This window comes from Allobosea sp. FW305-C-101 (assembly GCF_058783685.1).
In genome coordinates, this window is record NZ_JBYSYT010000001.1 from 152,839 (window position 1) to 177,731 (window position 24,893).

A 24,893-nucleotide genomic window follows, 5' to 3' on the forward strand; every position below is an offset into this window, starting at 1 on the left:
ATGTCCGCTGGGGAGTACCTTGGAAAAGCCGTGCCGTTGGGCGGCGAATGAAGGGCGGCCGGGATTTTTCCCGTGCCGCCCTTCCCCCTCATGATCTCAGACGCCGCCGCACTTGCCGGTCTTGACGTTGAAATTGCCGCATTTCTTCTCGACCCAGTCGCCGACGAGGTCCTTCGAACCGTCGAGCTCCTTCGACCAGGCATCGCCGGGGACGAGGCCGGAGGTCTTCCAGACCACGTCGAACTGGCCGTCATCCTTGATCTCGCCGATGAAGACCGGCTTGGTGATGTGGTGGTTCGGGAGCATCTTGGAGATGCCGCCGGTGAGGTTCGGCGCCTCGATGCCGGGCAGCGCGTCGATGACCTTGTCGGGATCGACAGTCCCCGCCTTCTGAACCGCCTTCACCCACATGGCGAAGCCGACGACATGGGCTTCCATCGGGTCGTTGGTGACGCGCTTCGGGTTCTTGGTGAAGGCCTGCCACTGCTTGATGAAAGCGTCGTTCTCCGGGGTCTTGATCGACTGGAAGTAGTTCCAGGCGGCGAGGTGGCCGAGCAGCGGCTTGGTGTCGATGCCGGCCAGCTCCTCCTCGCCGACCGAGAAGGCGACGACCGGGATGTCGGTCGCCTTGATGCCCTGGTTGCCGAGTTCCTTGTAGAACGGCACGTTGGCATCGCCGTTGATGGTCGAGACCACGGCGGTCTTCTTGCCGGCCGAGCCGAACTTCTTGATGTCGGAGACGATGGTCTGCCAGTCGGAATGGCCGAAGGGCGTGTAGTTGATCATGATGTCTTCGGGCTTCACGCCCTTGGACTTGAGATAGGCTTCGAGGATCTTGTTGGTCGTGCGCGGATAGACATAGTCGGTGCCGGCCAGCACCCAGCGCTCGACCTTCTCCTCCTTGGCGAGATAGTCGACGGCGGGGATCGCCTGCTGGTTCGGCGCCGCGCCGGTGTAGAAGACGTTGCGCTCGCTCTCCTCGCCCTCGTACTGGACGGGGTAGAACAGGATGTTGTTGAGCTCCTTGAAGACCGGCAGCACCGACTTGCGCGAGACCGAGGTCCAGCAGCCGAAGGTGGCCGCGACCTTGTCCTTGGTGATAAGTTCGCGCGCCTTCTCGGCGAAGAGCGGCCAATTCGAGGCGGGATCGACAACGACGGCCTCCAGCTTCTTGCCGAGGAGACCGCCCTTCTTGTTCTGCTCCTCAATGAGCATGAGCATGACGTCCTTCAGCGTCGTCTCGGAGATAGCCATCGTGCCCGAGAGCGAGTGAAGGATGCCGACCTTGATGGTCTCCTGCTGCGCCGCCGCCGGCAGGTAGGACGATCCGAGGAAAGCGGCACCCGCCAGAGCGGTGCCGAGAAATTCGCGACGGTTGCTGTTCACGGCCATCTCCCGAAGGAATGTTGTTGACGGCGCCCCCTCGACGCCGACGGGCCGTGCGGCCCATGAACAATCCAACGCAAGCGATGTGCCAACAGCCGAAAGACCGGTTCTCCCTAGGGAAACCTCCGATTCCACGCGGTTCTCTGGTCAGTCCCCGATCTCTACGGAATGATGCGCAAGCCCGTCGCAACCTATCCGATCATGGCTATTTTATGAGCAAACTAATTCCAATCAGGAGGCATGTCTTATTTTTAGGCAGAATCTGATTTTGGGGCCACCTGCCGTCTCGGCTCGCCAGGATTGGCGGCTGCCGCGTCGACTTGCGCACACGCGACGTGCGTCATGCTTGCCTGCAGGGAGGAGGATGCGAACAAACACAGTTTCCCCGGCGCAATGCACCAGGGAAACCGCCGGCCCGACCAGCGAAGGGCGATCCCGCCGGTCGATGCTGAAGCTGTCAGGTCTCGCGGAAGGCCCGAGCCATGCTGTCCTTCAACGGCTGCATCAGATACTCGAAGAAGGTGCGCTCGGTCGTCTTGATATAGACATCCGCCGGCATTCCCGGCGTCGGCTGGAAGTCGTGAATGCCAGCGACGCTCTCGGGGTCGAGCCGGGCCCGGACGACATAGAGATCCGGCACGGAGGGGTAGGCGCGCTGCTTCTCGTCGGGCAGCGCGTCCGCCGAGATATAGATCACCTTGCCGGTGACCATGGGCGTGATGCGCTGGTTGAGCGCGGTCAGGCGCACGCTGGCGAGCTGGCTGTGCTTGATCTTGTCGATGTCCTGCGGCCGCACGCGCGCCTCGATGATGAGCTCGTCCTGCAGCGAGACGATTTCCATGATGTTCTTGCCGGCTTCGATGACGCCGCCTGAGGTGTGATAGCGCAGCTTGACCACCGTGCCCTTGACCGGGGCGGTGATGTTCGAGCGGTCGAGCACGCCCTTCACGGTGTGGATGCGCTCACGCACGTCGTTGAGATCGGCGCTGATCTCCTGGAGCTGGTCGGAGGCGATTTTCTGGGCGTTCTTGCGCACGCCGTCGATCTGCTCGACCGAACGGGCGATCCGCTCGCGGGAATCGCCGATATCGCCGGTGATACGGCCGGCCTCGCCGGTCAGGTTGGCGGCAAGGCGCTGGAGCGAGAGCACTTCCGGCTTGCGGATATAGCCGCGCTGCAGCAGGGCCTGCTTGCCCTCCAGCTCCTCCTTCAGCAATTGCGACTGCCGCTCGACGCCGGCGAGCTGCACCTTGCTGCCGGAGACCTTCTCCTCCAGGGCGTCGATACTCTTCTGATGGGCGGCGATCTCGCTGGCCATGTTGCTCCGCCGGGCACGGAAGGCGGTTTGCTGGGCTGTGAACAACGCGGCGATATCGGGGTCGCTACGCCTGTCGAACAGATGCGACGGCCCGGTGAACTCATCCAGACCGACAACTTCGGCCCTGAGCCGGCTCTCGATCATCTCGAGGCGGTAGAGCTTGAGCTCGTGGCGCCGTAACTCGGCGCGGGCCGAGGTGTCGTCCAGCTTGACCAGCGGCTGGCCGGGCACGACGACGTCGCCCTCGCGGACGAGGATCTCACGGATCACACCGCCTTCCAGATGCTGGATCGTCTTGTTCTGGCCGGTGGTGACGAAGACGCCGGTGGCAATGACCGCGCCTGCGATCGGCGCGGTGTTGCCCCAGACGCCGAAGCCCATCACGGTCACGGCTACGATGACGGCGCCGCCGATCGTCGCAGATCGCGTGCTGCGCGGCACATCGGCATACCAGGGTTGCGACATCGGCTGAACGCTCATGTGTCCACTCCCTGAGTTCAAGCTATTGCGGCCGCGGCGCGCTGCCGTCGATGCTGCGCTGGCCGACGATCATCGGCAGGATCTCGTCGCGGGCGCCGATGGCCTGCACCGCGCCGTCCTTGATCATCATGATCTTGTCGACGCTGCGCAGCAGGGCCGGCCGCTGCGTCACGGCAATTACGGTCATGCCGCGATCCTTCGCGCGCGCGAAGGCACGGGCGAGAGCCGCTTCGCCGAGCACGTCGAGATTGGAGTTCGGCTCGTCGAGCACGACCAGCCGGGGATTGCCGTAGAAGGCCCGCGCGAGGCCCAGCCGCTGCTTCTGCCCACCGGAGAGCGGCGCGCCGTCGATGCCGATCTGCGTCTCGTAGCCATGGGTGAACTGGGCGATCATCTCATGGATATCGGCGATCTCGGCCGCCTCGAAGACATCGGCATCGGAGGCGTCGTCGCGCATACGGGCGATATTGGCCTTGATCGAGGCCGGGAAGAGCTGCACGTCCTGCGGGAGATAGCCGACATTCTCGCCGAACTGGCGCGGATCCCAGTTGCGCTGCTCCATCCGGTCAAGCCGCACGGTGCCGGCGGTCGGCGAGATCGAGCCGACGAGCATGCGGGCAAGCGTCGACTTCCCGCAGCCGGAGGCACCGACGATGGCGAGCGAGTCGCCAGGCTCGAGGCTGAAGCTGATGCCGTTCAGGATGACCTTCTTGTTGGGCGGCGGCACATAGAGGATGCGCTCGACATCGAGGCGGCCCTTCGGGCTCGGCAGCTTCAGCCGGTCGAGATTGAGCGGGGAAGCCTGCAGCAGCGCCTTGACGCGCTGGAAGGCGGCGCGCGCATGGATGAAGCTGCGCCAGCCCTCGATCGTGCCTTCCATCGGCGCCAGAGCGCGGCCGGCGACGACCGAGGAGGCGATGACCATGCCGCCGGTCAGGTGACCTTCGAGCGAAAGCATCGCACCCCAGCCGAGCATCGCGACCTGCGTGCCCAGGCGGAAGAATTTGGAGACACCGGTCATCAGGATGTTGCGATCCTGCGCGCTGACCTGCGCCTTCAGGGATTCCGCCGTCTCGCGCCCCCACATCAGCACGCCTTCGGGGATCATGCCCATGGCATTGATCACCTGAGCATTGCGGGACATGGCCTCCGATTGGAGGTTCGCGCGCGTGGTGAAGGCGCTCGACCGGGCGAAGGGCACGGCCGTGATCTGCTGGTTGAAATAGGCGATGACGAAGAGAATGACCGCAGCGACAGTGACGATGTAGCCGAGATGCGGGTGGATCAGGAAGACTGCCAGCAGGTAGATCGGCGCCGTCGGCGCATCGAGCATCGTCAGGATCACCGGGCCGGTGAGGAAGCTGCGGATCTGCTGGAGATCGGCCAGCGTCTGGAACTCGCGATTGGAACCGCTCTGAGCCGCCTTGGCGGCGGCTGCGAGCACCGGACCGCCAAGCCGGCTTTCGACATCCACCGCCACACGCATCAGCATGAAGCGGCGCACCATGTCGAGCAGGACATGGGCGCCGATCGCGACCATGACGATGAGCGACAGCATGATGAGCGTATCGAGGCTGCGGCTGGTCAGCACGCGATCCGACATCTGGAAAAGATAGATCGGCACGGCGAGCACCAGCGTGTTCACCACGACGGAAAAGATCGCCACGATCACCAGGTTGTGCCGGGCGCCCGAGAGCCCCTGACCCAGGACCTGCTTGAAATCCCGATCGCCCAGGCGCTGCTCGATCGGCGCACCGCGCCCCGAACCGCCGCCACCACCGCCGCCGTTACCGCCGCCGCCATTGCCCTTGCCGCCGCGATCGCCGTCCTCGGCCATCTTCGGCGCATCGTTGTCCGGCTTCGGCCGCAGCAGGACGGGTTCGACGGCCGGTTGGCCGTCGCCACGCGCGTCGGCGCGCGGGCTGTCGGCTTTCGGCGGCTCCGCAGCTTCGACTGGGGAGAGAGCGACGCGGCTATTGCTGTTGGCCGTGCTGTCCGGCCTGATGCCTGCCAATCCGATCGCCGGCGGCAGGCCGAGCACATGAACCGGAGCCGGGCCAACCTGAAGCGGTTTGGCCGGCGGTGTTGCCTCGCTCTTGTCGCTCATGCCCCGTCCCCGTCCTCTTGCTTCGCCTCAAACCATGATGCTCGACGTCAGATGGTCCTGCTGGTGATCGACGGTCTGCGCGGGCGGACAGTCGGGCTCCGGCTCCTGCGCCGCATGTTCGGCGAAGGCGATGAGCTCCGGCACCAGCGTGCTCGTGTCGTGGATCGTCACGGTGTCGCTGTCGGTGACGATGTTGACCTGGATCAGCACGGCCTCCTCATAGGCCTCGCCGCCAAGATAGTTTGAGGTCGAGAGCAGGCCGCCATCGACGATGTAGGCCTCGTTGAGCGCGCTGTTCGCGCCCGCTGCCACGCCCTGCTCGGTGCCCGCATTGGCGCTGGCCTGAATGCTCTGGTCGCCATCGACCAGGACGTTCACCTGCGTGATGACGTTGATGTCGTAGTAATCGCCGGGAACGTAGAGGATCTTGAGGGTACCGGAGGCGCTGCCATAGAGCTGCCAGTCGGCATTGGGGATGAGGATCGTCGTACCGTCGGCAAGAAGCCCGACCAGATCGTGATGGACGTCGAGCATCGGCTTGAAGGCCGGGGCGTCGTAGCCCTCGATCGTCGCCTGGTTGATCAGGCTGTTGAAGCCTGTGGTGACGGTCGTCTCGCTGTCCTCTCCGCCGGTGCCGTAGAGCGTGGCGTAGTCGGGATCGAGCACGATGTTGTACTGGTAGATCCAATCCGCGCGGTGATAGTTGCCGCCGATGATGATGATATCGTAGCTGTCGACCCCGAAAATCTTGGTCAGATTGACTTGCAGGTTCTCGCCGGTGCCGAGGTCGAAATAGGTCCCTGACTCTGCCTGAACCGTCCGGTCATTGTCGTCGAGCCCGTTGAACTGGACGATCGACTTCACGTCGTAGAAATCACCCGGCATGACATCGACCACCCAATGCGGGGTCGCCGACGCGCCGCGAACGCTGATCGTCGATTCATGCGTGATGAAGTCGGCGATGTTGTGGGCCTCGTTCCCGGCCGTCTTCACGATCGGCGCGAGGTCGCCGGCGACAGCGATATCGACATGGTCGTTGTCGACCAGGATGTTCACCTGAACGATGCCGCGGGAATAGAAATAGTCGCCGCCGACCATCATCGAGCCGACGGCCTCATTGGCGTCGAAGATCACCGCGGCGTTGATCTGGGTATTGAGGCCGACCTCGGCCAGTGTCGCGACGCCCCCCGGTCGGGCTAGCGAGATCCAACGTCACTTCCACGGAGGTTTCGACCGGCTTGCCAGCTCCTTCCTCGTCTTCGGAGGGCCGCCAGGGCGCGAAATCCGCCGATGTCGGAGCGTAAGGATCCGGCGCGCCCGCGACGCCGTCGACGATACGTCCTTCCGGCGCAGCCGTCGTCGGCCGGCCGTCGGAATAGGGGCTGCCGGTTTCGGCCCAGGCCGCATCGCGATCCGCAATCATCGCGACGGCGCTCTCGGTCCCGAACTGGAGGGCCGTCGCCATCTCGGGAATGCCTTCAGGCGCCACCTCGTTCGCCTGTTCGAGCAGTGCCGCCAGATGACCGCCGAGCTCGAGCTCCACGGGAACGACGGGCGTCCCGTCGGCATTGAGGATGTCGTCCGAGGTGATGAGATCGCGGTCGTTCTGGATATTGATCTGCCTGATCTGGATCAGGTTCTCCAGACCGCCGTCCCGGTACTCGACCGTAATGACGCGGGGGCCAGTCTGCATGGCGAAGCCATGATCGACACTCTGGAATGGAATGGGCTTCAGCGGCGAGAGGAATGACGGCAAGGGCCGCCCCAGCCCGCTCAAACCTGCGGGCGACAGGTCGTATTCAGGGTTATCCGACGCACGCGGCGCGAGGGGCTCCTGGATCGATATCGGAACCGAGACGAGCTCGTCGAAGGCTAGGCCGCGGAGCGGCTCGAACGGGAGGTCACGGTATTCCGGGGGGATCGGGGCCTGCGGGTCGCCCTCGTAGAGGACGGACGCGCGCGCCACCGAATCGGCGAGATGCAGATAGCCGATGAAGTGCCAGATGGTCTCAGTGAAGCCGCCGGCATGCATGGCACAATCCTCCACTGCGTCCGGCTCGCACCGGGCGGGAAGAGTCCACGCGCATCTCGCGCATGATGGGAGAGCAATCCAGAGCGAAAACCGCGCGGGGAAAGCCCGCGCGGTCCTCTGGTCTGGTCAGGTCTTACAGGGAGTCGAGAGCGTCCCCGCTGCCCACCGTCATCTCGACAGAGTTGAACTGGATGTTCGCACCCTGGACGATCGACTGGGTGAAGGCTTCCTGGTTGACGGATGCCGCAGCCGAAGCGGCGCCGGAGCCGCCGAAGTCGCCGTCGTCGCCGCTGAGGGAGCCGATATAGGCACTGGCCGTGCCGCCCGCCGCGCTGGCGCTCATGGTGAAGTCGCCGACCGAGTTGGCATCGCTACCGCACGGATCCCAGCAGCAGGCATCGGCCAGGCCGCCAGCGTTGTAGCTCACATTCGGGTTCGACAGCGTGTCATTGTCGGTCAGGTTGTTGACCTGGTCGAGATTGAACGCGTTGCCGGTCGAAACCGACTGATAGACGACATCCGGCATGATGATCGAGTTGTTGATGCCGGAGATGGAATCGATATCGATCGAGTCGGGATCGATCGGGCCGGCCGGTGTCGGGGGCTCACACGACTCGGCATCGACATTGACCTTCACATTCACGTCGACGCAGGTGTTGACGTGATTGTTGATGTCGTTGGTGACCTCATTGTAGTTGACGTTGCCGTTGGCATTGAGGTTGCCGTTACCGTTCAGGTTGCCGTTGCCGTTGAGATTACCGTTGGCATTCCAGACGTCGGTCTCGACGGCCTGCCCGGCATACTGGTACTGACCCTGGCCCTGGCCCTGGCCCTGGCCCTGGCCCTGGCCTTGTCCCTGACCCTGCAACTGAGCCTGAAGCTCGGCCTGGCCCTGAAGCTGGCCCTGAGCCTGATCCTGGGAGGGATCGTTGTGCTTCGGCGGGGGGTTATGCTGCGGCTGACCCATGATACGCTCCTGTTGTTCAGGAGACATCGCTGCTTTTCGGTCCCGCGCCTCTCTTCTGCGCTGCGCGTGCCGTTACAAACGATGTCGATTGAATGAAAACGCCGTGATTTTCGGGCTTTCGCTTCGCCAGTTCAGCGAAGCGTCCTCCCAATTCCGGGCCTGAAGCCCGCGTGCACGCGTTGCTAAATCATCGGCCTGCCTCCTGAGTGACGGTTGCGGAATATTCATTCCGATCGAGGCGCTATGCGTTATTGTTATTCTGAAAATCCTCTTCGGAATAAATAGCAAACCCATAGAACTCATGTCATATACATGAGTTAACTTTCATTAATGTTTGAAACTCCCAAACACAAACCCTTCGCGACCAAGATTGATCGCGTATAAAATATCATAACGAATTCGCGATTTCAGAGCTTAACCTCGGCCGCCTTCGGTGATTTTTATTCCCTCGAAGGCAATCCGTTGCTATAAAGAGCCATGACGCACCCCAAGCGTCAACGTGCTGAATAATTACCCTGCGTTAACCGATTGTTGACTTTTGGCGACCCAAGGATTGTCCCACTCCGCACCGGAGGCTGGCCATGCCGTCTGCCGTCCGCCTGCACGACGAACGATCCGCCTTTCTCTCGCTTGAGGCGCTGGTCTGGCGGGATGGGCCGGTTTGCCCCCATTGCCAGGAAAGATCACGGATCGGCCGGCTCAGCGGGCTGAGCAGCTCGGTCGGCACCTGGAAGTGCTACGCTTGCCGCAAGCCCTTCACGGTGAGGCACGGCACGATCTTCCAGAACAGTCACGTCCCGCTGCATGTCTGGCTGCAGGGTCTCTACCTGCTCATGTCGAGCCGCCAGCGCCTGAGTTCGCAGAAGCTGGGGCAGATTCTCGGCATATCCGTCAGGACGGCCTGGCACCTGAAAGGCAAGATCACGGCGGGGATGGCGGCAAGCGAGGACTATGCGGAGCCCCTTCCCCGCGAAGCCCGCCCGCCCATCGAAATCCGGGCGCCGCTTCCGGAGGCCACATCGCCGCCCCAACCCGGACAAGCGGTCTATCGGGCACGATACGAGCGCTTCCTCGGCGCTCTCGACAATCTGGCATCACCCTGCAGCGACGGCGCATTCCTCGACGCACTGCATCGCCTGCTGTCGCGTCCCTCTGGTGCGTTGCCTCAAAGCCATGAGAGCCCCGGCGAGCAACAGCTCCAGCTGAGCCTGTTCGACGAGCCGGAACAACCACTGGAACGCTGCCGGCAGAACGATGCCCGGCTCTAGCCTATCCGTTAGGAAGCCGCGCGCTGCCGCGCCTACTGCCTCAGCCCCTCGCCAATCTCTTCCCTTTCACGGAAGAGCTCTAGAGCCTGCCCTGCGAACGCACGAGCAGGTGCCCGACATGCTCGTCCCAGATCAGGATCAATGTCGCGTCAACCGCTTCGGTAGCGTCCGGTTCGCCAACGCCCGACATCGCTTCCAGAAAAGCGGCTGCGCCGACCACGCCGGCAGCGAAGGCAAGGTCGCCACGGCTGCTCCACAGGCAGATCTCTTCCCCGATCAGTTCCGGGCCGATGCCCGTCACGGCATTGAGAACATCCGACTGCACCGCCGCGAGCGTGTGGTCGCGCATCGGGCCGCAGGCGCGCTGCGCGAGCAGCGTGACAAGCGTCGCAAGGAAGCCGATGATCTGCGGATGAAGCCAGTCGCCCGCCTGCAAGCCGTCGCTGTCGCTCGCGCCCCTGTGCAGGAACGGTTCAAGCGTGGCGTGAGCCAGTCGCCTTGCCCTGCGCATCTTGACCAGCTCGAACATGGCGGCCCCGCCCGATCCGAAATCTTGCCGTAAAATGGGGGAGCTTATGCGCAGGCCCGCAAAGGGATCCTCGGTCCTGCCACCCCGCCCGGATTTCGACGCGCTGACCATCGTCTCGGCGCGGCGCTCCTCCGAACGCAGGCTAGCCTTCATGAACCTGGTAGGCGACCTGAATCTTGCGTGGTCGAACGACGAGAGCCTGTTCATCTACCTGCTGATGCTGCTGCTCGGCACGGACGAGCGCGCTGCCGCCATCGTCTTCGCCACGTTGAACACGACACGCGCCCGCCTCGACCTCGTGCAGCGCCTCGCCAAGATCGCACCGCTCGACAAGGCGCTGCGCAACGAGATCAACGACATCGTCGAGCGGTTCTCTGCCGCGACGCGGCTGCGCAACGATCTGAGTCACGCCACCTTCGTCATCGATGCCGATGGCGACATCACCCATACGCAGCACATGAAGGTGGAGGAGAGCCGCGGGAATCTGCGCTTCGGCATCCGCAAGGCCGTCGATGACGCCCGGCTGGAGGAGATCGCGCACACGATCCAGGACCTTCACGCGCTCAACCGCCGGATCTGGGACGTGATGCCGCTTCTGGACGCTGCCATGGCCCCGCCGGACAAGTAGCCGCCGCTTCCGGCAGCCTCGCTAGCGAAGCGCCGCCTCGACCTCGGCGGCCGTCGGGAGATCGGCTCCTCGCCGCGTCACCGTGATCGCCGCAGCGGCCGTGGCATAGGCGAGCAGCCCCGCGAGCGCCTCCCGGTCGAGGGCTGCGATCGCCTCCGGTTCCAGCCGATTGGTACTGGCCAAGCGCGCCAACAGCGCGGCATGGAAGGTATCGCCCGCGCCCACGGCGTCCTGCACGGCGACCTGATGACCGGGCACAGCAACCAGGCCGGCTGCGGAATAGGCCGTGGCGCCCTGCCCGCCTTGCGTAACGACGACGAGCTGCGCGCCCAGGTCGAGCCAATAGGCGGCGGCCTCGGCGATCGTGAGCTGCCCGTCCCAGGCTATGCGGATATCCTCGTCGCTGGCCTTGATCAGCGTCGCCGCGCGATAGAAGCGCTCGGCGGCGCCATGCCAGCGCGCCATGTCCCCGATCACCGTGGGGCGCAGATTGGGATCGACGCTGATGACGCGCCGGCCGCGTTCCCGCTCGGCCAGCGCCGCGAAGGTGGAGCCGACCGGCTCCACCGCCATGGTGTAGGAGCCGAAGGTCAGGGCCCGGATCGTATCGGGCAGGGCCGGTGGCAGATCGGCAGGAACGAGCGCGCGATCGGCCGCGCCTTCGCCGTGGAAGGAATAGCCGGGATGGCCGTCCTTGCCGGTCGCCACGACCGAGATCGTGGAGAGCCGGTCCGTCCGGACGAGATAGCGGCCATCGACCCCCTCGCGCGCCAGCAGGTCGGCGAGCATGCTGCCGAAACCGTCCCGCGAGACGCCCCCGAGGAAAGCCGATTCGACGCCAAGGCGTGCCAGCCCAATCGCGACATTGAAGGGCGAGCCCCCGGCCACGATCCGTGCCGGCCTCTCGCTGCCCTCGCCGGCTCCGGCGAACAGATCGACCAGCGCCTCACCACAGACCAGAATCATGCCCATCGGCCTTCGCTCATCGTCATCACGCGCCTATTCAACAGCAGGCCGTAACGGCGGGGAAGCGCGGCTGTTCACACGGCGCCGGTCGCAGACTAGAAAGAGCTGGTGACGTCCTGTCCGCAGAACCTCGTTGATCCAAGCCTTGTTCACAGCAAAGGCGCGAGGCTGTGCCTGCCCGCATTTCCGAAAGGCTGAATCATGTCCCAGTGGAGCGATTTCAAGCGCGACGCGATCTTCGTCGGCGGGAGCTGGCTGGACAAGGCGTCGGGCGGGACGATTCCCGTGATCGACCCGGCTACCGGCAAAACGATGGGTTCGGTTCCCTCGGCCGGCGTCGAGGAAACGCGCGCCGCGATCGAGGCCGCGCATGCCGCCTTCCCGGCCTGGGCCGCCAAGACCGCGCAGGAGCGCGCGGCCCTGCTGCGCAAGCTCGCCGACGAAATCCTCAAAGCTCAGGACGCGCTCGCCGAGCTTCTGACACGCGAACAGGGCAAGCCGCTGGCCGAGGCCAAGGGCGAGGTCGGCATGAGCGCAGCCTATGTGCTGTGGTTCGCCGAGGAGGCGCGGCGCGTCTATGGCGACGTCATCCCCTCGCCCTGGGCCGACCGGCGCATCATCGTGACGAAGCAGCCGCTCGGCGTGGTTGGCGCGATCACGCCCTGGAACTTCCCCTCCTCGATGCTGGCCCGCAAGATCGGCCCGGCTCTGGCCGCCGGCTGCACCGTCGTCGCGAAGCCTGCATCGCAGACGCCCTATTCGGCGCTGGCCTGGGGCATCCTCGCCGAGAAGGCCGGCATCCCGGCCGGCGTCGTCAATGTCGTGACCGGTGACGCCCGCACCGTCGGCGGTGAACTCACCGGCAATCCGCTCGTGCGCAAGATCACCTTCACCGGCTCGACTCCAGTCGGCAAGGTGCTGCTCAAGCAGGCGGCCGAGACGGTGAAGAAGGTCTCGATGGAACTCGGCGGCAACGCGCCCTTCATCGTCTTCGACGATGCCGATCTCGACCGCGCGGTCGAAGGCGCGATCGCCGCCAAGTTCCGCAATTCCGGCCAGACCTGCGTCTGCACCAACCGTTTCTATGCGCAGGCCGGCATCTACGACGCCTTCGTCGAGAAACTGGCGGCCGCAGCCCGCAAGCTCAAGCTCGGCTCGGGCCTCGAGGCCGGCGTGACGCAGGGCCCGCTGATCGACGACAAGGCACTGGTCAAGGTCGAGGAGATGGTGGCGGACGCCAGGGCCAAGGGCGGCACCGTCGCGACCGGCGGCAAGCGCTCGGAGCTCGGCTTGAGCTTCTACGAGCCGACCGTGATCGCGGGTGCGACCGGCGCCATGCAGTTCGCGCGCGAGGAGATCTTCGGGCCGGTCGCTCCAGTCTTCCGCTTCGAGACCGAGGCGGAGGCGATCCGGCTCGCCAACGACACCGAATACGGGCTCGCCTGCTATTTCTACACGCGCGATCTCGGCCGCACCTTCCGCGTCTCGGAAGCGCTGCAATACGGCATCGTCGGCGTGAACGAAGGTCTCGTCACCACCGAAGTCGCGCCCTTCGGCGGCGTCAAGGAATCGGGACTGGGTTCGGAAGGCTCGAAATACGGCCTGCAGGACTATCTCGATGTGAAGTACACCTGCATCGGCGGGATCGAGGCCACGGCCTAGCCGGCCCCGCTGCCATGACACGCGATATCGCAGCGCGGCGGCACAACGCCATCCTGGCGAAGCTCGACGAGACGGGCTCCGTCACGGTGGAGGAGCTGGCACAGGCGCTCGACGTCTCGCGCGAGACGGTCCGGCGCGATCTCAAGGCGTTGTCGGCCGGCAGCCTGCTCGCCATCGTTCATGGCGGCGCGATCCGCAACGAACGCTCGGAAGCCTCTTTCGCCAGCCGCCGCACCGTGAACCGCGCCGGCAAGGAGGCGATCGCCGATCTCGCGGTCTCGCTGATCGGCGACGGCATGACCATCCTGCTCGATTCCGGCACGACGACCGAGGCGCTTGCACGCGCCCTGGCCCGGTCGGACCGCAAGCGCCTGATCGTGCACACGACCTCGCTGGAGAATGCGCGGCTCGTCAGCCGGTTGGCCGGCGCCCGCGTCTTCCTGATCGGCGGCGAATTCGACCGCAACGAGGATGCGACCGCCGGCCCGGAGACGCCTCGGGCGATCGCGCGGCTCTCGGCCGATTTCGCCTTCGTCAGCGTCGGCGGCGTCGACCCGGACGGGCACCTCACCGACTATACCCGTGCCGGCGCCGCGACCCGGACGGCCCTGCTGAATGCTGCCGAGCAAGGCTTCCTGATGGCCGACAGCAGCAAGTTCGGGCTCGTCCTGCCCAGCCGCATCGCTGGCGACAAGCCTTGCGCCGGGCTTCTGGTCGACCACGCTCCGCCAGCGCCGCTCGCCGCGAAACTGGCCGAGCGAGGGGTTCAGATTCACGCCTGATAATTTGACTGTTTTTGTGGTTTTTTGTTGTTTTCTGAATTAACGCCGTTAAGCTGCCTTCCATCGCGGAGGCGCTCATGTCCATTCCCACCCAATCCCGTGTCGTCATCATCGGCGGCGGCATCATCGGCTGCTCGGTCGCCTATCACCTGACCAAGCTCGGCTGGCGCGACGTATTGCTGCTGGAACAGGGGCGCCTCTCCTCGGGCACGACCTGGCACGCGGCCGGCCTCGTCGGACAGCTCCGCAGCCAGTCCAGCATGACGCGCCTGATCCGCTATTCGACGGAGCTCTACGCCTCGCTGGAGAACGAGACCGGGCTCGCGACCGGCTGGAAGCGCTGCGGCTCGGTCTCGGTCGCCCGCACCGAGGAGCGCATGACGCAATTGCGCCGGACGATCTCGGCGGCGCGCGCGCAGGGCGTCAAGATCGAGGAGCTGAGCCCACAGGAGGCCGGTGACAAATGGCCGGTGATGCGCACCGACGATCTCGTCGGCGGCGTCTGGCTGCCCGGCGACGGCAAGGCGAACCCCTCCGACATCACCCAGGCGCTGGCGCGCGGCGCCCGCAGCGGCGGCGCGACCGTGCGCGAGGGCATCCGCGTCACCGGGATCGAGACCGAGAAGGGCCGGGTCAAGGCGGTCCAGACCGACCGGGGCCGAGTCGAATGCGAGGTGTTGGTCATCTGCGCCGGGCAGTGGTCGCGGACCATCGGCCAGATGTGCGGCGTCTCGGTACCCCTGCATTCGGCCGAGCACATGTATATCGTCACCGGCAAGATCGCCGGGGTCTCGCCGGACCTGCCGGTGATGCGCGATCCCGACGGCTATATCTATTTCAAGGAGGAGGTCGGCGGGCTCGTGATGGGCGGCTTCGAGCCGGACGCCAAGCCCTGGGGCATGGACGGCATCCCCCATCCGTTCGAATTCCAGCTCCTGCCCGACGACTGGGACCAGTTCGGCATCCTGATGGAGAACGCGCTACAGCGCGTGCCGGCGCTGGAGACGGCCGAGATCAAGACCTTCCTCAACGGCCCCGAGAGTTTCACACCGGACAACAACTTCCTGCTCGGCGAGGCGCCGGAGGTGGCCGGCGTCTATGTCGGCGCCGGCTTCAACTCGATGGGCATCGCGTCAGCCGGCGGCGCCGGGCGGGCGCTGGCCGAATGGATCGTCGAAGGCGAGGCGACGAGCGATCTCTGGCCGGTCGACATCCGCCGCTTCGCCGATTTCAACAACAATCCGGCCTGGCTGAAGGACCGCATCAAGGAGACGCTCGGGCTGCATTACGCCATGCCCTGGCCGAACCGCGAGCTCGACACCGCCCGCCCCTTCCGGCGCTCGCCGCTCTATGACCGGCTCGCGGCCAAGGGCGCCGTCTTCGGCTCGAAGATGGGCTGGGAACGCGCCAACTATTTCGCCCGCACGGAGGCGGAGCGCACAATCGGCTATTCTTTCGGCCCGCAGAACTGGTTCGAGACGGTCGCGGCTGAGCATCGCGCCTGCCGCGAAGCGGCGGGCCTCGTCGATATGTCGAGCTTCGCCAAGTTCCTGCTGCAGGGGCCGCAGGCCGAGGCCGCCCTGCAGCGCCTCGCCGCCAACGACGTCGCCGTGCCGGTCGGCACCTCCGTCTATACGGCGCTGCTCAATGCCCGAGGTACGTTCGAGAGCGATCTCACCGCCGCCCGCATCGCGCCCGATACCTATCTCCTGCTCACCGGCACCGCGCAGGCGACGCGCGACGCGCATTGGATCAGGCGCCAGCTCCCCGAGGGGGTGACGCTGACGGACGTGACCTCGTCATATGCCGTGCTCTCGCTCGCCGGGCCGAAGGTGCCACAGATCCTGGCCCGGCTCTCGCCGACCTCCTTCGACCTCGCAGATTTCCCGGCCAATGCCATCCGCAAGATCACGATCGGCTATGCCACGACCTGGGCCTGCCGCCGTTCCTATCTGGGCGACGGCTTCGAGCTCTATGCGCCCGTCGAATTCACCGCCGCGATCTATGACGCGCTGCACGAGGCCGGGGCGGATCTCGGATTGGTCGATGCCGGCTATTACGCCGTCGACTCGCTGCGCATCGAGAAGAGCTTCCGCGCCTGGGGCCGCGAACTGACGCCGGACGTCAATCCTTACGAAGCTGGCCTCGGCTTCGCGGTGAAGCTCCGCAAGGGCGACTTCCTCGGCCGCGAGGCGCTCATCGCAGCCAAGGCCGCGCCGCGCACGAAACGCCTGATTGCCCTTGTCGGGCCACGCCCGAACGGGCAAATGGCCTGGGGCGGCGAAGCGATCCTGGCGGATGGCAAGCCGGTCGGCGAAATCACCTCGGCCGCGTTCGGCGCGAGCCTGGATGGGATCGTCGCGCTGGGCTGGGCCTCGAGCGATCAACCGATCGACCAGGCTTGGCTCGATGCTCGCGACTGGTCTATCGACCTCGCCGGCACCACGGTTCCGGTCAGCGCCAGCCTCGCGGCGCCGCTCGACCGCAAGGCGCAATAGATCATCGCGCGTCCTATAGGACGCGATAACGATGATCTATCTCATTGGCATTGCATCGGATTTATCCGAAAAATGGATTCCACTTTTCGGTCCGATGCACTAGAGAAACGAGACTATGACTGAGGCCCATTCCGCGCATGCCCCCGCCCTCGGGCGGGACTTCAAGGTGCAGAAACCCGACCGCATCCTGACTTTGTCCTGCGAGGACCGGCCGGGCATCGTCCATGCCGTCAGCGGCGTGCTCTACCGCCATGGCTGCAACATCCTGGAGAGCGCGCAGTTCAGCGATCCGCGCGACGGCCGCTTCTTCATGCGCGTGGCCTTCGCGGCCGGTGAACACTTCGACGAGGCTGCATTCCGGCGCGAGTTCGACGGCGTTGCCGGCACCTTCCGCATGGACTGGGACGCGATCGACGCCGCAGCACCGGCGCGCGTGCTCCTGATGGTCTCGCGCTTCGGCCATTGCCTGAACGATTTGCTGTTCCGGCAGGCGACGGGGAACCTCAACATCGAAATCCCCGCCATCGTCTCCAACCACCGCGATTTCGAGGCGCTGGCCAAGAGCTACGGCATCCCCTTCCACTACCTGCCGGTCACGCCCGCGACCAAGGCGGAGCAGGAAGCGCGATTGCTCGAGATCGTAGCCGAGACGAATTCATCGCTGGTCGTGCTCGCCCGCTACATGCAGGTGCTCTCGAACGATCTCTGCCGGGCGCTGGACGGCCGGGCGATCAATATCCATCACTCCTTCCTGCCGAGCTTCAAGGGCGCCAAGCCCTATCACCAGGCGTATGATCGCGGCGTGAAGCTGATCGGCGCGACCGCGCATTACGTCACGCCCGATCTCGATGAAGGCCCGATCATCGATCAGGACGTCGGCCGCGCCGATCATTCGCTGGCGCCGGACGACCTCGTCAGCGCCGGGCGCGATATCGAGGCGGTAGTGCTGGCGCGGGCGCTCAGGCTGCATGTCGAGCGCCGGGTGATGCTGGCCGGCCGCCGCACGGTGATCTTCCGCTAGGTTCAGGCGAAGTTTCCTCGGAACCACACCGTCATCCCGGACAAGCTGCGCAGCAGCGCCGATCCGGGATCCATCGTCGGTCTCTGCGTTCTACGATGGATCCCAGGTCAAGCCCGGGATGACGGCGCGGCTTTGAGATAGTTCAGCCTGCCCTGGAATAGCACCCACTCACGCGAAGGCGACGTTCCGCGTCTGCGCCCGCAGGCGCGGGTCGCGCGAGCGAATCTGGACCGGCCTGCCGTCAAGGATTTCGAAGCAGCGCGCCAGCGTGTCGTCCGAGAGCCGCCGCATCGCCTCGGCCGTAAAGAAAGTCAGGTGCGGGAACAGGATCACGTCGCCGCGGCCGAAAAGCGGACTGAGCGGATGCCCCTGCCGCGCGAGCGGCTCCTGGCTGTAGACATCGAGCCCGACGCCGCCGAGCTTCCCCGCCAGCACCGCCTCGACCAGCGCCGCCTCGTCGATCAGCGCGCCGCGCGAGACGTTGACGAGAATGGCATCGAGCTTGAGGCAAGCGAGCTCCGCCCGGCCGATGATATGACGCGTCGCGTCGTTCAGGACGCTGTGCAGCGAGACGAGGTCGCATTGCCCGAGCATGGCGTGGAGGTCATCGACCTTCTCGATCCCGGCCACCGCCATCGTCGCGGCATCGACATGCGGATCGTAGCCGAGAACGCGCGCCCGGAACCCCTGCCCCGCCATCCGCGCCATGCTGCGTCCGATCTTGCCGGTGCCGACCAGACCTAATGTCGCGCCGGAGATGTCACGGCCAAGCCAGCGCCCGGCCGGCCAGATCCAGCCCTCGCTCTGCATGGCGCCGCCGATCTCCGGCAGACGCTTCGCCAGCGCGATCATCAGGGCGAAGGCGCCCTCCGCGACCGTCTCCTCGGCATATTCGGGCACGTTGACGACGGGTATACCGCGCGCGATCGCTGCGGGAATGTCGATCGCGTCGATGCCGACGCCGTATTTGACGATGCCCTTGAGCCTGGGCGCCGCCGCGATCACCCGCGCGGTGACCGGCGTGTAGCACATCAGCAGGAGGTCAGCGTCTGCCACCTCCCGGATCAGCGCCTCCTCCGAAATCCCGTCGGGGAGCGTGACGAGATCGATGCCGCGGGCGCGCAGCCCTGCGTCAATCTCCGGGCATTCCAGCTCTTGGTCGGTGCGGACAGCCTTCATCATCGCCCCCTCAACCCGCCAGGATCGCCTGCTCGACAATGCCGAGTGCGCGTTCGAGATCGGCCCGCGCGATCACCATCGGCGGCGACAGGGTCAGCACATTGCCTTGGCTGATCTTAAAGCTCAGACCGGCTTCAAGGCAGCGGTAATAGACCCGCTCGGCCAGGGCGTTATCCGGCGTCCAGGCATCGCGATCGGAGACGAGTTCGACCCCGAAGAGCAGGCCGCGTCCGCGGACATCGCCGACAGCCGGGCAGCTTTCGCCGAAACTGCGCAGGCGCTCCATCGCATAGGCGCCAAGCTCGGCAGCGCGCTCGGTCAGCCCCTCCTCGCGGATGATGTTGATCGTCGTGAGTGCCGCGCGGGTCGTGACCGGGTTCTTCTCATGGGTGTAGTGACCGATCGCGTAGCCGCCAGCGACGTCGAGGTCGCGCCGCGCCACCACGGCCGCGATCGGCAGGATGCCGCCGCCCAAGGCCTTGCCGAGCACGACCATGTCCGGCTCGACGCCATCATGCTCATGGGCGAAGAAGCGCCCGGTCTTGCCGAGCCCGGTCGGGATCTCGTCGAAGATCAGGAGCGTGCCGTGCCGGTCGCAGGCCTCGCGCACGCTCTTCCAGAAGCCCGGCGCCGGCGGATAAGGCGTCGCCCGCATCGGCTCGGCGACCACCGCGGCGACATCCCCTTCCCGCGCCAGCACATAGGAGATCATGCGGGCGCAGGCGCGCGCCGAATCCTCCAGATTGTCATGGCCATAGGCGCAGTTGCGCGTGCCCCAGGGCGCGACATGCTCCGCGCCCGGCAGCAGCGGCCCGGCAATCCCCGAGCGGAAGGTCGCTTCGCCGCCGACGCTGGAGGCGCCGAAGCCGGCGCCATGGAAGGCGTCCCAGAAGGACAGGGTCTTGAAGCGGCCGGTCGCGGCACGCGCGAGCCTGAGCGCCACCTCGATCGCATCCGAGCCGCCTGTGGTGAAGAGCACCTTGCTGAGATCGCCCGGCGCCATCTGCGCGAGGGTCTCGGCCAGTTCGACCGCGGGCTCGCAGGTGAAGCGGCGCGGCGCGAAGCAGAGCTCGTCGATTTGCGCCTTGATCGCCTCCTTCAGGCGCGGATGGCCGTAGCCGATATGGTGGACGCTGTTGCCATGGAAATCCATGTAGCGGCGCCCCATCGTGTCCTCGATCCAGATGCCCTCCGCCTTGGCGATGGCGGTAAGGCAGGGGCTCGACAGGCTCTGGTGCAGGAAGGCGGAGGAATCGCGCGCGAGCAGTTCGCGCGTTCCCGCGTCGCCGATGCCGGCCGACCAGTCCCCGCGCGCCGCGGAGGTGTTGGATTCGCCTTCGGTATGAACGATGGCGGAGGTTTCGACGCGCATGGCAGGGCCTCGGTTCGCGCCGGTGGAGCGCTGTCGAGGATCACATTGCCTGCGCCCGATCGATCTGAAAAATCGCTATTTCATATCCAAGTATAGATTTCAGCGATATCATTCTGGATCGACTTTGCGAGGCTTCGTCTGCCATGCGTCATGTCCAGCTCCGTGCCTTCCATCAGGTCGCGCTGTCCGGCGGCTTCTCGAAGGCGGCGCTGGCGCTCAACCTTACCCAGCCGGCGATCTCGGATCAGGTCCGCAAGCTGGAGGAGGAATACGATGTCGCGCTGTTCAGCCGCCGCCATCGCCAGGTCGTCCTGACGCCGGCCGGGCAGAGGCTGCTTGCCGTCACGCATCGCCTGTTCGGGGCCGAGGGCGAGGCGCTGGAGCTGTTGCAGGAGGAGCGCTCGCTGCGGACCGGCGCACTCAGGATCGTCGCCGATTCCGTGCATCATGTGCTCGACGTGCTCAGCGCCTTCCGCGAGCGCCATCCCGGCATCCAGGTCTCGATCGCGCAGGGCAATACCGGCAGCATCGTCGAGACGCTGACCGGCTACGATGCCGAGATCGGCGTGCTCGGCGAACTCGCCGACGAGCGGCCCTTCGAGGTCATGCCGCTCAACGTCTCACCGATCATCGCCTTCGCCGCGAAGGGCCATCCGGCGGCGGCCCGTCCAGCGCTTTCGTTGCAAGAGCTGGCGACATGGCCGCTGGTCATGCGCGAACGCGGCTCGCGCACGCGGCAATTGCTGGAGCAGCGGGCGGCGGAACAGGGTGTCGCCCTCGCCTACGCGGTCGAGGCCGAGGGGCGCGAGGCGGTGCGCGCCATCGTGGCGGCGGGCGGCGGCATCGGCTTCGTCTCGGCGGCCGAGTTCGGCGAGGACGATCAGCAGCTCGTCCGCATCCCGCTCGACGGGCCGCCGCTCCTGATGCACGAGAAGCTGATCTGCCTGCATGAGCGCCGCAACAGCAAGGCGATCCAAGCCTTCTTCGCGCTGGCGCGGTCCCTGCGCGGCTGATCCCTGGCGCTATGGAAGTGCCGTTCCCGTCCGCAGGGCATGAGCCCAGTCGGCACGGCCATTCTGCTCGGCGCGACGCGCGGCATGAGCCCAATCGTAGACGGCGAGATGATGCTCGATCGCGATCTCCGCGCCCAGCGTGACCACGGCGAAGCGGGCATGGGGCATGCCGCTCTCTGAGACATGTGCCGGGTTCGTGTCGCGATAGGCCGGATTCCCGACACTGCCGGGGTTGAGCACGATCGTGCCGGAGGCAAGCCTTGCAACGCGCGGCAGGTGGCTGTGCCCGCAGAGCATCAGCGGCGCCGTCCGCCCGGCGAGGCGCTGTTCGATCACCGCGATCGGCGATGGCACGAGGTGGCCGTCATGCACCTCCTCCATCAGGTAGGTTTCGTCATGGTCCGGCGTGGCGTGGAAGCAAAGAGCGCCTTCGACCGTGATCTCGACCGGCAGGCCGGCGAGCCAGGCGCGGGCTTCCGGATCGAGCGCCTGCCAGGCGTAGCTGTCGGACTCACCCAGCCCGAGGGCCGAGGCCGCGCCCAGCACCCGGTCGTGATTGCCGCGGACATGACTGATCTCGCGCGAGCGCAGCAAGGAGACCGCCTCGGCCGGCCAGAGCGGGCCGGAGGCGCAATCGCCCAGATTGATCAGGCGATCGACGGATAGGCCGTCGAGCCTGGCCAGCACCGCTTCGAGCGCGAGCAGGTTTCCATGGATATCGGCGATCACTCCAAGGCGCACGGCTGGTCTCGATCCTCAGTGGTTCAGTCCTGCAGCCTAGCGGGGCACGGCGGCAGGGCAATGCCTGCTGCCGCAACCCGTGCCTAGCGCTGGCGCCATTGCTGCAGGCGGCCGAAGACCAACTGGTCGAGACCGACATGAGCGAGCTTCACGGCAATGGCTGTGACCATGATCACGCTCGCCATGCCCGCGGCGGAGGCCATGGCGCCGGCCTCGTCCATATGGACGATCGCGATCGAGGCAAGCTTGGTGTCGGCCCCGTAGAGGAAGATCACGGCGGAGACCGTGGTCAGCGCATTGACGAAGACATAGACCGCGATGTCGAGGATCGCCGGCAGGCAGATCGGCGCGGTGACGCGGCGGAAGGTCGACCAGAACGGCACCTTAAGCGAGGCGGAGACCGACTCGAACTCGCCGTCGAGCTGCTTCAGGCTGGTCAGCGCCGTGATGTGCCCGACCGTGTAGAAATGCGCGACGGTGTTGATCACCAGGATCGCCAGCGTCCCGTAGAGGAAGCCGAGCGGGTTCCAGCCGGCATTGTAGAAGAAGACATAGCCGAGGCCGAGCACGAGGCCGGGCACCGCCATCGGCAGCATCGCCAGGAACTGGGCGAAGGCGCGCAGCCGCGGGAAGAGCTTCACCTTCTCGATGAGATAGGCCCCGGTGAAAATCAGCGCCGTGCCGATCACTGCCGTCAGTGAAGCCAGCAGCAGGGAGTTGCGATAAGGCCCCCAGCCATCGGGCTCGACCGTGGAGAAGTCGTAATTGCCCAGCGTCAGCGAGAGGTTATAGGGCCAGTACTTGACGAAGGAGCCCCAGAAGGCGACCGCGTAAGGGCCGACGATGGCGAGCGCGATCAGGCTGACGAAGCCGAGAAGCGCGAGGTCGCGGCGCCGGTCCGGCTTGGCGACATAAGGCACGGCGCGGGCCGAGAGCATGGCGCTCTGGCGCCGCTGCACCACCCGGTCGACGAAGAAGGCGAGCACGGCCGGCACCAGCAGGATGATGCCGACGACAGCGCCCATCGGGAAATTCTGCTGGCCGACGACCTGCCTGTAGGCGTCGGTCGCCAGCACGCTGAACTGCCCGCCGATGACCTTGGGAATGCCGAAATCGGTGATGACCAGCGTGAAGACGACGAAGGTAGCGCTGATCACGCCATAGCGCGCACCCGGCAGGGTTATCGTATGGAAGATGCGCCAGCGCGAGGTGCCCATCGCGTCCGCCGCCTCGCGCAGGCGCCCGTCCGAGAGCGCCAGCGCCGTGACGAGGATCAGCATCGCATGCGGGAAGCAATAGAGCACCTCGGCGGCGATGATGCCGACCGGGCCGTAGAGCGAGGCGCCCATCATCCAGGATTTCAGCATGCCCTGGTTGCCGAAGAGATAGATCAGCGCGAGGCCGGACAGCAGCGAGGGCGCGAAGACCGGCACCATCGCCGCGGCATAGAAGGCGCCTTTGGCCGGAATGCAGCTCCGGCGCAGCGCATAGGCATAGAGGAAGGCGAGCGGCACCACGATCGCCGTCGTCACACCGGCAACCAACAGGCTGTTCAGCAGCGAATAGAACAGCGACGGCGTCGTCGCATAGCTGACGAAATTCGCAAGCCCGACGAATTTGCCGTCGGTATTCTCCAGGCTCTTGGAGAGCAGCGCCCAGAGCGGCAGCGCGATGATCAGGACCAGAACCGCGCAGAGCGCCAGGATCAGCGCGCCTGCGACATGGCGCTCGCTGATCCGCGGCGTCGAGACTTTCACGGGTGCTTCGGTCATCGTCAGGGACTGTGCGAGATCGCTCATCGTCCGTCGCCTGCAAAGACATGCAGCGCCTCCGGCGGAAAGGCGACGGCGCGTACCTGCCCCGGAACGATGCCGAGATCGCGCATCGCATTGGTCGAGAAATCGGCGGCGATGCGGGTCTTGCGCGAACCGGTGGGCTCAAGATGCGCGCGGCAATAGGAGCCGAGGAAGGCGAGGTCCCCGATCGTCGCCTCGAAGCGGTTCGGCGTGTCCTCGCCGATGCCACGCGTGCGGACCTCCTCAGGGCGCATCGCAAGGCGCACGGGCGTGCCGGCGGCGAAGGGCGCGGCATTGGCGACGACGAGATCGAGTTCATCGACGCGGACCTTGCCCGGCCCGGTCACGATCGCGTCCATGAAGGTCATGTGCCCGACGAAATCGGCGACGAAGGGCGTGGCCGGGCGGCGGTAGATCTCCTCGGGCGAGCCGACCTGCTCGACCGCGCCGTCGCGCATCACGACGATGCGGTCGGCCATGGCGAGCGCCTCTTCCTGATCGTGGGTTACCATGATCGTGGTCACGCCGAGACGCTGCTGCAGCGAGCGCATCTCGTCGCGCAGGCGCACACGGACCTTGGCGTCGAGCGCCGAGAGCGGCTCGTCCAGCAGCAGCAATTCCGGCGAGGTGGCGAGCGCACGCGCCAATGCTACGCGCTGCTGCTGACCGCCCGAAAGCTGGACCGGATATTTCTTGCCCTGCTCCGGCAGGCCGACGAGGGTCAGAAGCTCGGTGACGCGCTTGGCGATCTCGGAGCGGGAACGACGGCGGTTGACCAGCCCGTAGCCGACATTGTCGGCGACCGTGAGATTGGGGAAGAGCGCGTAGGACTGGAAGACGATGCCGAAATCGCGCTCGGAGGGACTGGCGTACGAGACGTCGCGCCCACCCATATGGATGGTGCCGCTATCCTGCAGGTCGAGGCCGGCGACCGCGCGCAGCAGCGTGGTCTTGCCGCAGCCGGACGGGCCGAGGAAGCAGACGAACTCGCCGCGATGGATGTCCAGATTGATGTCACGCAGCGCCTTGAACGCGCCGAAATTCTTGGCGACCTGGCGGATCGAGAGGAATGGGTTCGTCGCGGAGATCGCGGTCTTGGACATCGCAGTCTTGGACATCGTGCCGGCCTTCATTTGAACGGGCAGAGA

The 24,893-nt window shown here is 65.8% G+C and carries 20 protein-coding genes; 7 read left to right on the forward strand and 13 right to left on the reverse strand.

Features of this window, described 5'->3' with window-relative positions; genetic code table 11:
- Positions 1–96 precede the first annotated feature (96 nt).
- The 6 genes from urtA to AC3WMA_RS00750 all read right to left on the reverse strand — a co-directional run bounded on the left by urtA (position 97) and on the right by AC3WMA_RS00750 (position 8,290).
- The gene (gene urtA, locus AC3WMA_RS00725; RefSeq protein WP_492283504.1) at positions 97–1,392 is read right to left on the reverse strand and encodes an urea ABC transporter substrate-binding protein; all 1,296 of its coding nucleotides are present in this window, start codon (positions 1,390–1,392) and stop codon (positions 97–99) included.
- A 451-nt stretch (positions 1,393–1,843) separates the two neighbouring features.
- The gene (locus AC3WMA_RS00730) at positions 1,844–3,184 is read right to left on the reverse strand and encodes an HlyD family type I secretion periplasmic adaptor subunit (RefSeq protein ID WP_492283505.1); all 1,341 of its coding nucleotides are present in this window, start codon (positions 3,182–3,184) and stop codon (positions 1,844–1,846) included.
- Positions 3,185–3,206: 22 nt separating this feature from the next.
- Entirely contained in the window at positions 3,207–5,291 is a 2,085-nt protein-coding gene (locus AC3WMA_RS00735) for a type I secretion system permease/ATPase (protein WP_492283506.1), read from the reverse strand.
- A gap of 27 nt (positions 5,292–5,318) precedes the next feature.
- Positions 5,319–6,425 (reverse strand): hypothetical protein, encoded by a 1,107-nt coding sequence (locus AC3WMA_RS00740; RefSeq protein WP_492283507.1) that lies wholly within the window; start codon positions 6,423–6,425, stop codon positions 5,319–5,321.
- Positions 6,406–7,323: a hypothetical protein gene (locus tag AC3WMA_RS00745; protein ID WP_492283508.1), complete on the reverse strand. Its 918-nt coding sequence runs from the start codon at positions 7,321–7,323 to the stop codon at positions 6,406–6,408. Before AC3WMA_RS00745 ends, AC3WMA_RS00740 begins: the two co-directional genes overlap by 20 nt.
- 133 nt (positions 7,324–7,456) lie before the next feature.
- Positions 7,457–8,290 (reverse strand): hypothetical protein, encoded by an 834-nt coding sequence (locus tag AC3WMA_RS00750; RefSeq protein ID WP_492283509.1) that lies wholly within the window; start codon positions 8,288–8,290, stop codon positions 7,457–7,459.
- A 581-nt stretch (positions 8,291–8,871) separates the two neighbouring features.
- On the opposite strand from AC3WMA_RS00750, the gene AC3WMA_RS00755 reads away from it, so the two are divergent.
- Positions 8,872–9,558 (forward strand): transposase, encoded by a 687-nt coding sequence (locus AC3WMA_RS00755; protein ID WP_492283510.1) that lies wholly within the window; start codon positions 8,872–8,874, stop codon positions 9,556–9,558.
- A gap of 79 nt (positions 9,559–9,637) precedes the next feature.
- On the opposite strand, the gene AC3WMA_RS00760 is transcribed toward AC3WMA_RS00755, so the two are convergent.
- Positions 9,638–10,087: a hypothetical protein gene (locus tag AC3WMA_RS00760; protein ID WP_492283511.1), complete on the reverse strand. Its 450-nt coding sequence runs from the start codon at positions 10,085–10,087 to the stop codon at positions 9,638–9,640.
- Here AC3WMA_RS00760 and AC3WMA_RS00765 point away from each other — a divergent pair.
- On the forward strand, positions 10,086–10,715 hold the full coding sequence (locus tag AC3WMA_RS00765) for a hypothetical protein (protein ID WP_492283512.1): 630 nt from the start codon (positions 10,086–10,088) through the stop codon (positions 10,713–10,715). The genes AC3WMA_RS00760 and AC3WMA_RS00765 overlap by 2 nt on opposite strands.
- A gap of 21 nt (positions 10,716–10,736) precedes the next feature.
- Here the strand turns inward: AC3WMA_RS00765 and AC3WMA_RS00770 are convergent, their stop codons facing one another.
- The gene (locus AC3WMA_RS00770) at positions 10,737–11,687 is read right to left on the reverse strand and encodes a carbohydrate kinase family protein (RefSeq protein ID WP_492283513.1); all 951 of its coding nucleotides are present in this window, start codon (positions 11,685–11,687) and stop codon (positions 10,737–10,739) included.
- A 195-nt stretch (positions 11,688–11,882) separates the two neighbouring features.
- Here AC3WMA_RS00770 and AC3WMA_RS00775 point away from each other — a divergent pair, with 195 nt between their 5' ends.
- The 4 genes from AC3WMA_RS00775 to purU all read left to right on the forward strand — a co-directional run bounded on the left by AC3WMA_RS00775 (position 11,883) and on the right by purU (position 17,644).
- Positions 11,883–13,343, forward strand: a complete 1,461-nt coding sequence (locus tag AC3WMA_RS00775; RefSeq protein WP_492283514.1) for an NAD-dependent succinate-semialdehyde dehydrogenase — start codon at positions 11,883–11,885, stop codon at positions 13,341–13,343.
- A gap of 14 nt (positions 13,344–13,357) precedes the next feature.
- Positions 13,358–14,125, forward strand: a complete 768-nt coding sequence (locus AC3WMA_RS00780) for a DeoR/GlpR family DNA-binding transcription regulator (RefSeq protein WP_492283515.1) — start codon at positions 13,358–13,360, stop codon at positions 14,123–14,125.
- A gap of 77 nt (positions 14,126–14,202) precedes the next feature.
- The gene (locus AC3WMA_RS00785; protein WP_492283516.1) at positions 14,203–16,623 is read left to right on the forward strand and encodes a GcvT family protein; all 2,421 of its coding nucleotides are present in this window, start codon (positions 14,203–14,205) and stop codon (positions 16,621–16,623) included.
- Positions 16,624–16,738: 115 nt separating this feature from the next.
- A complete protein-coding gene (gene purU / locus AC3WMA_RS00790; RefSeq protein ID WP_492283517.1) occupies positions 16,739–17,644 on the forward strand; it encodes a formyltetrahydrofolate deformylase in 906 nt (301 codons plus the stop codon).
- A gap of 168 nt (positions 17,645–17,812) precedes the next feature.
- Here purU and AC3WMA_RS00795 read toward each other — a convergent pair whose 3' ends face one another.
- Complete coding sequence (locus AC3WMA_RS00795; RefSeq protein WP_492283518.1) at positions 17,813–18,826, reverse strand: 2-hydroxyacid dehydrogenase; 1,014 nt, start codon at positions 18,824–18,826, stop codon at positions 17,813–17,815.
- Positions 18,827–18,833: 7 nt separating this feature from the next.
- Positions 18,834–20,195 carry a (R)-1-hydroxy-2-aminoethylphosphonate ammonia-lyase gene (pbfA, locus tag AC3WMA_RS00800; protein ID WP_492283519.1) on the reverse strand — a complete coding sequence of 454 codons (1,362 nt, stop codon included), beginning with the start codon at positions 20,193–20,195 and terminating at the stop codon, positions 18,834–18,836.
- Between the two features lie 143 nt (positions 20,196–20,338).
- On the opposite strand from pbfA, the gene AC3WMA_RS00805 reads away from it, so the two are divergent.
- Positions 20,339–21,208 (forward strand): LysR substrate-binding domain-containing protein, encoded by an 870-nt coding sequence (locus AC3WMA_RS00805; RefSeq protein ID WP_492283520.1) that lies wholly within the window; start codon positions 20,339–20,341, stop codon positions 21,206–21,208.
- Positions 21,209–21,217: 9 nt separating this feature from the next.
- On the opposite strand, the gene AC3WMA_RS00810 is transcribed toward AC3WMA_RS00805, so the two are convergent.
- From AC3WMA_RS00810 to AC3WMA_RS00820, 3 genes are all read right to left on the reverse strand, one after another.
- On the reverse strand, positions 21,218–21,949 hold the full coding sequence (locus AC3WMA_RS00810; RefSeq protein ID WP_492283521.1) for a metallophosphoesterase family protein: 732 nt from the start codon (positions 21,947–21,949) through the stop codon (positions 21,218–21,220).
- Between the two features lie 83 nt (positions 21,950–22,032).
- Entirely contained in the window at positions 22,033–23,748 is a 1,716-nt protein-coding gene (locus AC3WMA_RS00815; protein ID WP_492283522.1) for a putative 2-aminoethylphosphonate ABC transporter permease subunit, read from the reverse strand.
- A complete protein-coding gene (locus AC3WMA_RS00820; RefSeq protein WP_492283523.1) occupies positions 23,745–24,878 on the reverse strand; it encodes a putative 2-aminoethylphosphonate ABC transporter ATP-binding protein in 1,134 nt (377 codons plus the stop codon). The genes AC3WMA_RS00815 and AC3WMA_RS00820 overlap by 4 nt, the downstream gene beginning before the upstream one ends.
- Positions 24,879–24,893: the final 15 nt, after the last annotated feature.